Genomic DNA, 13,175 nt, shown 5'->3' with positions numbered 1-13,175 from the left:
TAAGTATTCAGTAAATACTTTTATAGTAATCAGTAAAATTGTTAATTTAAAAATTCAAATATTCCTGCAGCACCTTGACCTGTACCTACGCACATGGTAACCATACCGTATTTGCCTTGCATATCTCTTTTGCGCATTTCATCAAATAACTGTACAGATAATTTTGCTCCGGTACATCCTAACGGATGACCAAGGGCAATAGCGCCACCATTTACGTTAACGATATCTTGATTGATATTCAATTCGCGCATTACTGCCAAAGATTGAGAAGCGAAGGCTTCGTTTAATTCTATTAAATCAATATCATTTAACTTTAAACCTGCTTGCTTTAATGCTTTTGGAATAGCGGCAATAGGACCAATACCCATTATTCTTGGTGGCACACCTGCAGCAGCATAATTTACCAATCTAGCAATAGGTTCAAGGTTTAATTCTTTCACCATTTCTTCACTCATTATCAAAACGAATGCTGCACCATCGCTCATTTGAGATGAGTTACCTGCAGTTACGCTTCCGCCAGCAGCAAAAACTGGACGAAGTTTATTTAATACCTCTACAGAAGTTCCTTTTCTGGGACCTTCATCTTTGGTGACCGTATATTTACGATGAGCTTTTTTTCCGTTGGCGTCTAAATAAGTTTCTTCAACTTCAATAGGTGCTATCTGACTCTGAAAACGGTCTTCTGCTTGTGCTTTTAAAGCTTTCATATGAGAGTTGTAGGCAAAATTATCTTGATCTTCCCGAGATACTTTGTATTCATTTGCTACAGCTTCGGCAGTATTACCCATTCCCCAGTAATAATCTTCATGACCTGAACTTGCTAAGTCATAATTTAGCTCTGGTTTATTACCTGTCATTGGAACAGAACTCATACTTTCTGCACCACCGGCAATAATACAATCGGCCATACCAGCTTGAATTTTAGCTGCGGCAACACCGATAGTTTCTAAACCTGATGCGCAGAATCTATTTACCGTTACACCTGGTACATCAACAATGTCCAATCCCATCAAAGAAATTAGTCTTGCCATGTTTAAACCCTGAGAACCTTCAGGCATTGCATTACCTACGATTACATCATCAATACGTTTTTTATCGAATTGTGGCAATTCCTTCATCATATATTCAATGGTTTCGGCAGCCAATTCATCTGTTCGCTTGAAACGGAAAACACCTTTTGGAGCTTTTCCAACAGCAGTTCTATATCCTTTTACTATATATGCAGTTTTCATTTTTTATGCTTTAGGCTATTAGCTTTTAGCTATTAGCATTTAATTGTTGTTTTAAAATAGGCCCATAGCTAATTGCTATTGGCTAACAGCTACGTAATTTTTAGTTACGTAATGGCTTACCCGTTTTCAACATATGCTGAATACGTTCCAAAGTTTTTCTCTCGGTACATAGCGATAAGAAAGCTTCACGCTCTATATCCAAAAGATATTGCTCAGATACTAACGTAGGTTCTGATAAATCACCACCCGCCATTACATAAGCAAGCTTATTTGCAATTTTCTTATCATGTTCGCTAATATAGTGGCTAGCTTCCATAGCATCTGTACCTACCACGAACATACCTAAAGCCTGTTTACCTAGTACTTTAATATCTTTGCGAGCTGGTGGTTGTGTATACCCAGAATCTGCCATTAAAATAGCATGAGCTTTTGCAGTCGCTATTTGACGGTCTTTGTTAACTACTACAACATCTTTACCTTTTTGAAGCAATCCTAAATCAAAAGCTTCGTAGGCTGAAGTAGATACTTTTGCCATACCTATGGTCAAGAAGTATTCTTGTAATACGTTTAATTCAACATCACCTTTCTTAAAAGTGTCTTGAGCACGTAACGCCATCTCTTTAGAGCCACCTCCACCAGGAAGAACACCAACTCCAAATTCTACAAGTCCCATATAAGTTTCAGCTGCCGCAACAACCTTATCTGCATGTAGTGAAATCTCACAGCCACCACCTAACGCCATACCATGAGGGGCAGAAATTGTCGGAATAGAGGAGTAACGCATGCGCATCATAGTATCTTGGAACATTTTAATAGCCATGTTCAGCTCGTCATATTCTTGCTCGACTGCCATCATGAAAATCATGCCTATGTTTGCTCCAACAGAGAAATTCGGTGCTTGGTTACCAACGACCAAACCTTGAAAATCTTTTTCAGCCATGTCAATTGCTTTATTCAAGCCACTTAAAACATCACCACCTATGGTATTCATTTTAGATTGAAATTCTACATTCAAAATTCCATCGCCTAAATCTTCAACAACAACACCGGCATTTTTAAATACTTCTTTAGATTTTCTAATGTTATCTAAGATGATAAATGAATCTTGCCCAGGAATTTTTTCCATGGATTTTTTCGGAATATCATAAAAATAAGAGCTTCCTTCTTTTACCGAGTAAAAAGAATCTTTACCGGTAGCTTTCATTTCTTGAACCCAAGCAGCAGCATCTAAACCTTCAGCCTTAATAAACTCAAGACCTTTATCTAGACCAACGGCATCCCAAATTTGGAAAGGACCATGTTCCCAGCCAAAACCAGCTTTCATAGCATCATCTATCTTATAAAGCTCATCTGTAATTTCAGGTATTCTATGAGAAACGTAGGCAAATAATTGTCCGAAACTCTTACGATAGAATTCACCTGCTTTATCTTTTCCGCCACAAAGTACTGTAAAGCGATCAACAACTTTATCAACCGTTTTTGTTAATTCTAACGTGGCAAATTTTGCACTCTTTTTAGAACGATAATCCATCGTTTCTAAATTAAGTGTTAATATTTCGGTTTTACCTTTTGCATCTTTAGATTTCTTATAGAAACCTTGCCCTGTTTTACTACCCAACCATTTATTTTCCATCATGGTATTGATGAAACCTGGTAGTTTAAATAAATCGTGACGCTCATCATCTTTACAATTATCATAAATACCATTGGCAACGTGTACCAAAGTATCTAAACCAACAACGTCAACAGTTCTAAATGTAGCAGATTTTGGTCTGCCGATAACAGGACCGGTAAGCTTATCAACTTCTTCAACTGTCATATCCATTTCCTTGACCATATGGAAAAGGCTTTGAATACTAAAAATTCCAATTCTATTACCTATAAATGCCGGGGTATCTTTGGCAACTACAGAAGTCTTACCTAAAAACTTTTCTCCGTATCCATTTAAAAAACTTAATACATCAGCATCTGTTTTTGGACCAGGAATGATCTCAAAAAGTTTTAAGTAACGTGCAGGGTTAAAAAAGTGGGTACCACAAAAATGTTTTTGAAAGTCATCACTTCTACCTTCTGACATAAATTTGATAGGAATACCAGAAGTGTTCGAAGTAATTAAAGTACCCGGAGTACGGTACTTTTCAATATTTTCAAATACTTGTTTTTTAATATCTAATCGTTCAACAACAACCTCAATAATCCAATCGACTTTAGATATTTTTGAAATATCATCTTCCATATTACCCGTAGTAATACGGTTGGCAAATTTTTGATGATAAATAGGTGATGGCTTTGATTTTAACGCCGCTGTTAAAGAATCATTTACCATTCTATTGCGAACTACTTTGTCTTGCAAGGTTAAACCTTTTGCTTTCTCTTTATCGTTCAGTTCTCTAGGAACAATATCTAACAATAAAACCTCTACGCCAATATTTGCAAAATGACAGGCGATACCGCTACCCATAATTCCTGAGCCAATGACCGCTACTTTTTTAATGTGCTTGTTCATGTACTTTATGCTGTATTAATTTGATATGTTGAATTAAAATAATTTTTTGTCTGCAATGAGTTTATTGATGGCATCTGTAACTTCAAAAAAACTTTCTAATTTTTCATCTGTCACTTCATTTTTTACTGCCTCATTAAATCTAAGAACTGTATTTTTAGAATCATTCCTTTTCTCAAGTCCGAAGTCTGTTAGATAAATAAGAACACCTCTGCCATCTTTAGGGTTAGGTTTTCTTAAGATAAGACCTTTTTGTTCCATACTTTTCAGAATCCTAGATAGGCTAGTCGCTTCCATTCCCATTTTTGGACCTAGGGAAGTAGATGGTGTGCCCGTTTTTGGATCAATACTTAGTAATGTAAAACCAACAGCCATAGTAGAATCAAAATTCTTTGCTTCTTCATTATACATTCTTGCTACTGCTTGCCATGTAGCTCTCAACGCATAATCTATCGTTGCTTCCTTCATACTTCTTTAGTTGGTTCCCAAATATAAGAAAATTTATTATGCATGCATAATAAATTTAGTTTAAATTTTGGTTAAGAAGTGATGTTAGAGAAATATGAGCCTATAATTATTTCTACTAATATTTTGTCATTTAAATAATGTAGAAGTGTGTCTATTAACTATATAGGATTAAAATGAAGTATTCATTATGTGATAATACGATTAATGTAATCACTCATAAAACTATAAACACCCAACTAATTATCATTTTTGAGTCTTAGTTGGGTGTTGTGTTTTACTAGTAAATAGCTATTAAATACTATTAGTGTTCATAGATATCATTATACAGCGCCATATATTTCTGCTTAATAATCTTTCTTTTCAATTTCATTGTAGGGGTAAGGTGGCCACCTTCCATACTCCATGCGTCTGGTGTAAGTCTGAACTGTTTTACCTTTTCCCATTTAGCAAATTTTTCATTTGCTTCATCAATTTCTTGTTGGTAACGTTCCAATACTTTTTCATTCTCTATAAGGCTAGAATTTTCTGGAACATTAATGTTATGTAGAGATGCCCATTCTTTTAAGAATTCAAAATCTGGTTGTATCAGTGCAGCAGGCATTTTCTCGCCTTCACCAACTACCATAATTTGTTCGATAAATCTAGATTGCTTAAAACGATTTTCTAATAATTGAGGTGCTACATATTTACCTCCAGAGGTTTTAAACATTTCTTTTTTACGGTCGGTAACTTTTAAGAATCCGTCGCTATCCAATTCTCCAATATCTCCAGTTAAGAAATACCCATCGACAATTACCTCTTTGGTTTTTTCTTCATCTTTATAATACCCAAGCATTACTTGCGGGCCTTTAATACAAATCTCTCCGTCAGAAGCAATTTTAACTTCGGTTCTATCTATAGGCTTACCAACGGTTCCAATTTTGAATCCGCCTTCGCGCATATCATTAACCGAAATTACAGGTGAAGTTTCAGATAATCCGTACCCTTCCATAAGTCCAAATTCCGCAGCATTAAATATTCGCGATAATCGTGGTTGTAAAGCCGCGCTACCAGAAGCGATTAAACCTAGGTTGCCACCTAAACCTTCTTTCCATTTACTGAAAATTAATTTTCTAGCAATAGAAAGTTGTGTTTCGTACCACCATCCATTTTGACCATAAGGTTCATATTTTAGACCTAGTTCTACGGCCCAAAAGAATAATTTCTTTTTTATTCCGGTCAGCTCGGTTCCTTTAGCATATATTTTATCATATACCTTTTCTAAAAGTCTAGGTACCGCTGTCATAACATGCGGACTAGTTTCTTTCAAATTGTCGCTAATTTTATCAAGTGACTCTGCGTAGTAAATAGAAACACCTCTATATTGATAAAGGTATATCAGCATTCTCTCGTATACATGACACAGGGGTAGGAAGCTTAATGCCTTTGTTTTTCCGTCTTCGATAGGGAAGCGCTTAGAACTTTCAATGGCATTACTGACCAAATTATTATGCGATAGCATAACACCTTTAGGTCTGCCTGTTGTACCCGAGGTATATATTAATGTTGCCAAATCATCGGGAGTAACGGCATGCATTAATTTTTCAACTTCATCTTGATTTGACTTGTCTGAACCTAATTCTAAAACCTTTCCCCAGTTGTCACAATTAGTAAGCTCATCAAAAGAATAGACATTTTCTAAGCTTTTGACCTGATCTTTAATTGAAACTACTTTTTCATAAACTTCATGACAAGAAACAAAACAGTATTTAGCCTCAGAATGATTTAGAACATAAGCATAATCTTCTTCAGAAATGGTCGGGTAAATAGGTACGTTTTGTGCGCCAAGTTGAAGAATACCAATATCCATAATATTCCACTCTGTCCTATTGGTAAGTGATATTACGGCAATCTTGTCGTTAGGTTTAACCCCAAGGCGTAAAAGTCCTCGGCTGATGGCATTTGCTTTATCAATATATTCTTGAGTAGATGTTTTTATCCACTCTCCATTTTTTTTTGACACCAATGCCTCTTTTAAGGCATGCTTTTCAAGCTGATAATATGGAAAGTCAAAAAGACGGGTAACTTTTTGCATACTTAATTTCTAATAAGAATTGCAAAATAGTGAAAGAACTCGATATTTTAAAATTGTATTGTTAAATAAATATGCATCTCATTACAATATTCTTAATAAGAGCTCATTAGCTTGTAATGTGACGAATTTAACTGTTCATCTACAATAAATTGTATTTGAGCGTGTTATGTATACATCTCAAATGTTTGTAAGAAATTTCCTTAATAATTTATTTTAGATTTGAGAAGAAATATTTATTTCAAATAGTAGAAATTATGGAAAAAAACTACATAACTACATTCTCTTATAAGCTAATAGCAATCATTATTTATGTTATGCTATCCTTAAATATGAGCGCTCAATCAGAACCGTTCAACTGCGATTATAATGCATATTTATTTCAATATAATGACATTTATGCACTAGATCTTGCATCTGGTAGTTCTTATTTGGTTGCAGAAAATATAACTCCTGGAAATGTAAATGGAGTGGGTTATAATGCAACGGACGGTTATTTATGGGGATATTTATCAACCCCATCTAGTACTATAGTACGAATAGGTAAAGATTATACCGTAGATCAATATACGATTCCAGAATTGCCAACTGGCAATAAATACGTGGGAGATATTTCTCCTGATGGTGTTTATTTTTTCAAAGCAGGTGGTTCTTCCTATTTTAAGGTAGATATTAACCCTGAGTCAGCTACATATCTAGAGTATTTAGGAGCTTTTAAACTAAGTCAAAGCTTAGGTATTGCCGATTGGGCTTTCAATGCCGCTGATGGTATGTTGTATACGGTAGAAGGTAGAACCAGAAAATTATTTAAAATTGATCCTGAAACTGGTAAGGTATATAATTTGGGAGAAGTACCTATTCTTGAGGGTTTAAGCTACACATTTGGTGCGGTTTATTTTGACGTAGATGGTAATTTTTATATTTCTGCCAACCAGACTGGATCGGTATATAAAATTGAGCAAGTACAGAATATTACTGATGGCAATATGAATTCAAATATTTTTGCTTTCGGTCCGGCTGCATCAAGTAATGATGGTGCTCGGTGCCCAACCGCTCCTGTACCACAAGAAGATTGTTTGAACGGAGTAGATGATGATGGTGACGGCTTGGTAGATTGTGATGACCCTTCATGTTCCGGTGTTGCTTCTTGTCCTGTAATTGTTACTACCTCTAGTGCAAATAAAGGGGGATTGGAAAGTAATGACAGATTGGCGAATTTAATTAGTAAAAGAAATTTCAATAGGGCAAAATCTAATTATGTATTTGATAAGTCAACGGCAAAAAAGCTAGTAAAAAATGCATTTTATGGTCTCAGCTCTAAAACAGCAATTAATGAAATTCCTTTAAATAGTTTGGTTCCTTTGGGTGTAGTTGGTGAAACAAGTACAATAGAATCGTCACCGAGCGATTTATTAGATTTGACCAATGCTTCAGATATTTATTCGGTAGATTATTTAAATGGGTCTGAAAACTTAGGGTCTTTAATGGTTATTAAAACCGATGATAAAGTTTATGAGCATAGCAAGTTTATTTGCGACAGATTTTTAGGAGCTCAGTTACTATCGGTCTCAAACATTCAATTACGTGAAAAAGATTTTATAAAGTCGATAATAAAACAACCGGACGGAAGTCTTGAGTTTGCCTTAACTTTTTCTGCAAGGGTAAATGCAGATGATAATTTTACCATAGAATCGCACTGGAATATAGATGCATATGTAAGTGATACGGCTTATTATAATTTTCAAATATGGTCAAATTCTGTAGATGATTTATTACTGTTAGCCGATGAAATTTTAAACTTATTAGAAGTTAATGCAGATATCACCCAGTATAATGGATCAACTCCTCCGCCAGTATTTGTAAAGTCTGCCAGTTATAAAAACGGCGAAGTATTGTTGAATTTAGTGAACAATAATAATTCTGAAAGTATAAATCTGGAAGGAGGTTTAAAACTTACCGAAACTAGCGATACTGAGGTATTGGGAGTAACAGCGGATATTGATGGATATTTAGATTCTGTAGCTTTAAAAACAGGAACTTTGTTCGATTTGGGATTTAGAATAAGTGCAGGTTTGGGTACAACGCCAGATGATTTATTTGTTGCCGATGCTCCATGGGGCTTAGATGATTCTGCCGAAGAGACCATTGTAGCGACATATGAAGTGTTACCTGCAGATGGACCGTATGTTGGTGAAGGTTACCCTATTGAAAGAAATATAAAATTAGAAGGTAGTACTAGTAATTATTTAGGGGTGTATCGTGCTTTAAGTCCGAGGTTTGCAGCTGTCGATTTAAGTGAGTATGGCAAAGTGAGTTTTGAGGCAAAAGGAACAGGTAATTTAGATGTACAATTGATTAAAGGTGATGGTTCAATCTATAAAACCACTATCAGTTTAGTAAGTGAAATGGATGATTATACGTTATCTGCAACCGATTTTAAAAATGATTCAGATGTGGGTACTGATTTCTCTGATATAAAAGTGCTTTCATTTAATCTAGTTGCCGAAAATGGGTATGCAGAAGAGAAGTCGATGACCTTACAGAATATAGATTTTCATAATCGTGAGCTGGGTCAAGAATTCGTAGACTCTGATTTAAATAAATCAGTTGTTTATCCGAATCCTATGATTGAAAGTTCAAGCTTATTCTTCTATGAAGAAAAGGCAGATACTTATCAATTAGATATTTATTCTTTGAGCGGTAGACTTTTAGGAAATCACCATATGGAAGGTGAAAGTATAGCAGGGCAAAATGAAATAGTTGTAGAAAGAAAAGATTTAGCTCCTGGGTTATACCTCTATAAGTTGAAAAACTCCAATGAGAAAATATGGAGCGGTAGATTGTTAGTTAGATAATACGTTTTGGTTGTAAAAAAAGCTGTGTACCCCAGACTTGGGTGTGCACAGCTTTTGATTTTATATGAATTTTAAATATTTATTTTTGATTATCTACCCATGCTTTAGCATTTTTAAAAGCTTCTAGCCACGGGGAAACTTCATCGTTTCTATCCGTTGGGTAATGTGCCCAGTTCCATGGAAAAATAGAACGTTCAATATGTGGCATAGTTACTAAATGCCTACCTGTTTTATCACAAAGCATAGCGGTATTGAAATCACTACCATTTGGGTTTGCCGGATAACCTTCATAACCATATTTAGCAACAATATCATAATTCTCTTCAGTTTGCGGTAAATCGAATTTACCCTCGCCATGAGAAATCCAAACTCCAAGCTTACTACCTTCTAAAGAAGAAAGCATTACAGAGTTGTTCTTCTGTATTTCTACAGAGGTAAAGTTGCTCTCGTGCTTATGAGAATCATTATATGTCATTTTACCATGAACTTCGTGCTCCGGATTGATTAAGTCTAATTCCATGAACAACTGACATCCGTTACATATACCTACAGATAAGGTATCTGGTCTTGCAAAGAAGTTTTTAATGACAGTATTAGCTTTTTCGTTGTATTTAATGGCACCTGCCCATCCTTTAGCACTTCCTAGTACATCAGAATTTGAGAATCCGCCAACGGCACCTAAGAATTGAATATCTTCAAGATTCTCACGACCTGAAATCAAATCGGTCATATGAACGTCCTTTACATCAAACCCTGCTAAATACATAGCATTTGCCATTTCACGCTCAGAATTACTTCCTTTTTCACGAAGAATCGCTGCTTTTGGTCTCGCTTCGTTTCCGTTTAGACTTCGACTTGGAAGCTGTATAGGTGTTGTAGAAGGGAAATTATATTGTAAAGGTTGATTTTTGTAATTGTCAAATCTATCTTTTGCTAAACCATTGGCTGTTTGCTGATTATCTAGCAGGTAAGATGTTTTATACCAAGTATCACGAAGGGTTTCAATATTAAGTCCCATTTCCATACCGTTATTTTTAACAGTAAGAGTGGCTTCATTGGTAGCCGTACCTATTTTCTTAGCTTCAATATTTTTAGATGCGAAAATTGATTCAATACTATCATCTTTTGCCTGTAGAACAATACCTGTATTTTCAGAAAACAAAACTTTAATTGTATCAGCTTCTCCTAAATCCGTTAGGTCAAGATTAGCACCTAAATTAGTATCTGCAAAACATAACTCTAAAAGAGTGGTTATCAATCCGCCAGAAGCGACATCATGACCGGCTACTATTTTATCGGCTTTAATTAAAGATTGAATGGTATTGAAAACAGTTTTAAAGTATGCTGAATCAATAATTGTAGGTGTTTCGTTACCGATACTATTTCTAGTCTGTGCGAAAGATGACCCGCCTAATTTAAAATTATCTTTAGATAGGTTGATGTAATATATAGCACCTGCATTTTTCTGTAAAACCGGCTCAACAACCTTTGTAATATCGCTACAATTGCCAGCAGCTGAAATTACTACCGTACCAGGCGAAATGACATCACCATCTTTATATTTTTGTTTCATGGAAAGAGAATCCTTTCCTGTAGGAACGTTGATTCCTAAATCAATAGCAAAATCGGAAACCGCTTGTACCGCCTTGTATAGACGAGCATCTTCACCTTCATTTTTGCAAGGCCACATCCAGTTAGCGGAAAGAGAGACAGAAGCCAATCCGTCTTTCAACGGAGCCCAAACTAAATTGGTCAATGATTCTGCAATACTATTTTTACTACCTGCTGCAGGATTGATCAATGCAGAAATGGGGGAGTGTCCGATACTTGTCGCAATTCCTTCTTTTCCCTTGAAATCCAGCGCCATTACTCCGCAGTTGTTCAATGGCAATTGTAACGGACCAACACATTGTTGTTTTGCTACACGACCACCTACACAACGGTCCACTTTATTCGTTAGCCAATCTTTACTCGCAACAGCTTCAAGCTGAAGCACTGCATCTAAATAATCGTGGAAAAACTCTAATGAATATTCTGCATTCGTATAATCACGAATAACCGTCTTATCTGTCATTACGGTTTTAGGAGAACTACCGAACATATCAGACAAATCTAGATCCATCGGCTTAGCACCATTGGTTTTAGATTCAAATGTAAAACGGTCGTCACCAGTAACATCACCAACCTCGTACATTGGCGAACGCTCACGATCAGCGATACGTTTTAGAAGGTCGATATCCTTTTTACCGATAACAAGACCCATACGTTCTTGAGATTCGTTACCTATAATTTCTTTGGCAGATAGGGTTGGGTCACCAACAGGTAACTTATCTAAATCTATTTTACCACCAGTTTCTTCAACTAGTTCAGATAGACAATTTAGGTGTCCGCCAGCACCATGGTCATGAATAGATACAATCGTATTTTCATCACTTTCTACCATACCACGAATAGCATTGGCAGCTCTTTTTTGCATTTCAGGATTAGAGCGTTGTACAGCGTTAAGTTCAATAGCCGAGCTAAATTGGCCCGTATCTGCACTAGAAACCGCAGCGCCACCCATACCAATTCGGTAATTGTCGCCACCTAAAATTACTATTTTATTACCTGTTTCAGGCTTGTCTTTTATTGCTTGTTCAATTTTACCATATCCGATACCACCGGCTTGCATGATCACTTTATCATACCCTAATTTACGTTTGGTTTCTGTTGAAGAACTTGTCTTTTCTTCAGAAGATTCAAACGGAGTAGAAGCTTCATCATATTCAAATGTAAGAACAGAACCAGTAATTAATGGCTGACCAAATTTGTTGCCAAAATCTGAAGCACCGTTAGAAGCCTTTATAAGGATGTCCATAGGAGTTTGATATAACCAATCTCTTTCCTGCATTCCTTTTTCCCAAGGTCTTTCCTTTTCTAAGCGAGAGTAGGCGGTCATGTAAACCGCAGTCCCAGCAAGAGGTAAAGAACCTTTTCCACCAGCTAAACGATCTCTTATTTCTCCACCAGCACCAGTTGCCGCACCATTAAAAGGCTCTACAGTGGTAGGGAAGTTATGTGTTTCTGCTTTAATAGAAATTACGGAATCAAACTCCTTCTCTTGATAGAAATCTGGCTTGTCTGCTGTTTTAGGAGCAAATTGCATTACTCTAGGTCCTTTTACAAAGGCAACATTGTCTTTATAGGCAGATACGATATCATTAGGAAACTCTTGAGAAGTTTTCTTAATCAATTTAAATAGCGAAGAAGGCATTTCTTCACCGTCAATAACAAAAGTGCCGTTGAATATTTTATGTCTACAATGCTCAGAATTTACTTGACTAAAACCGAATACTTCAGAATCGGTAAGTTTTCGACCAAGTTTTTTACTGAGGTTCTCAAGGTAGTCTACTTCTTCATCATTGAGAGCTAAGCCTTCTTGTTTGTTGAAAGCAGCAATATCTTCAATATTTAAGATAGGTTTTGGCTCTATAAGAATATCAAATACTTGTTGAGTAAGAGAGCTATATTTCTGGGAAATCATAGGATCGAAACCTGTAAATTTTTCTTCTACAGTATTGAATTCTTCAATTCGTATAATTCCAGAAACACCCATGTTTTGAGTAATCTCAGTGGCATTGGTGCTCCAAGGTGTAATCATTGCGGCTCTAGGACCAACAAAAAAGGCGTCAAGAGACGCCGCATTTATTTTAGGTTGGTTGCCGAACAGCCATATAAGTTTACTTGTATCTTCAGATGAAAGTTCCTTAGCGGTCTGTACCGCAAAAACCTTTTTGCTAGGTTCCCCAAAAAAGTGAATCATTGTAGTGTGTCTGGTATTGATTTTTGAATTACAAAATTAAGACTTTACTTGCTAAGATTTACGGGAATGTGAAACACTTTTAAACAGTAATTGTTAATGAAATTAGTGAGATTTTGTTTTACCTTTATCAACTATAATTATCAATATCATAAAGTTTTGCTTTATCGTATGAAAATTAGATTTTTAATTTAAATAGAGTAATAGTATGTTTATTAGACTTCTTATTAAAGCTATCTATATACGG

Annotated in this window: 6 protein-coding genes; 1 reads left to right on the top strand and 5 read right to left on the bottom strand. The window is 35.8% G+C overall.

What is annotated here, in order from left to right; all coding sequences use genetic code 11:
- Positions 1–41: 41 nt before the first annotated feature.
- The 4 genes from DFQ03_RS09930 to DFQ03_RS09915 form a co-directional block, all read right to left on the bottom strand.
- Positions 42–1,232: an acetyl-CoA C-acyltransferase gene (locus tag DFQ03_RS09930; protein ID WP_133673013.1), complete on the bottom strand. Its 1,191-nt coding sequence runs from the start codon at positions 1,230–1,232 to the stop codon at positions 42–44.
- Positions 1,233–1,332: 100 nt separating this feature from the next.
- Complete coding sequence (locus tag DFQ03_RS09925) at positions 1,333–3,738, bottom strand: 3-hydroxyacyl-CoA dehydrogenase/enoyl-CoA hydratase family protein (RefSeq protein ID WP_133673012.1); 2,406 nt, start codon at positions 3,736–3,738, stop codon at positions 1,333–1,335.
- Positions 3,739–3,771: 33 nt separating this feature from the next.
- Entirely contained in the window at positions 3,772–4,203 is a 432-nt protein-coding gene (locus tag DFQ03_RS09920; RefSeq protein ID WP_133673011.1) for a MarR family winged helix-turn-helix transcriptional regulator, read from the bottom strand.
- A 301-nt stretch (positions 4,204–4,504) separates the two neighbouring features.
- Positions 4,505–6,277, bottom strand: a complete 1,773-nt coding sequence (locus tag DFQ03_RS09915; protein WP_133673010.1) for an AMP-dependent synthetase/ligase — start codon at positions 6,275–6,277, stop codon at positions 4,505–4,507.
- 254 nt (positions 6,278–6,531) lie between these two features.
- On the opposite strand from DFQ03_RS09915, the gene DFQ03_RS09910 reads away from it, so the two are divergent.
- The gene (locus DFQ03_RS09910) at positions 6,532–9,129 is read left to right on the top strand and encodes a DUF6923 family protein (RefSeq protein ID WP_133673009.1); all 2,598 of its coding nucleotides are present in this window, start codon (positions 6,532–6,534) and stop codon (positions 9,127–9,129) included.
- Positions 9,130–9,208: 79 nt separating this feature from the next.
- On the opposite strand, the gene purL is transcribed toward DFQ03_RS09910, so the two are convergent.
- Positions 9,209–12,931, bottom strand: coding sequence for a phosphoribosylformylglycinamidine synthase (purL, locus tag DFQ03_RS09905; RefSeq protein ID WP_133673008.1), 3,723 nt, complete (start codon positions 12,929–12,931; stop codon positions 9,209–9,211).
- Positions 12,932–13,175: the final 244 nt, after the last annotated feature.

The sequence above is a fragment of the Maribacter caenipelagi genome (assembly GCF_004364175.1).
Lineage (GTDB): Bacteria > Bacteroidota > Bacteroidia > Flavobacteriales > Flavobacteriaceae > Maribacter > Maribacter caenipelagi.
This window is presented reverse-complemented; position numbering and strand designations above follow the sequence as displayed.

Bases quoted from the DNA above. Each gene is read 5' to 3' on its own strand.
- DFQ03_RS09930 (WP_133673013.1), bottom strand. From the start codon at position 1,232: ATGAAAACTGCATATATAGTAAAAGGATATAGAACTGCTGTTGGAAAA.
- DFQ03_RS09925 (WP_133673012.1), bottom strand. From the start codon at position 3,738: ATGAACAAGCACATTAAAAAAGTAGCGGTCATTGGCTCAGGAATTATG.
- DFQ03_RS09920 (WP_133673011.1), bottom strand. From the start codon at position 4,203: ATGAAGGAAGCAACGATAGATTATGCGTTGAGAGCTACATGGCAAGCA.
- DFQ03_RS09915 (WP_133673010.1), bottom strand. From the start codon at position 6,277: ATGCAAAAAGTTACCCGTCTTTTTGACTTTCCATATTATCAGCTTGAA.
- DFQ03_RS09910 (WP_133673009.1), top strand. From the start codon at position 6,532: ATGGAAAAAAACTACATAACTACATTCTCTTATAAGCTAATAGCAATC.
- purL (WP_133673008.1), bottom strand. From the start codon at position 12,931: ATGATTCACTTTTTTGGGGAACCTAGCAAAAAGGTTTTTGCGGTACAG.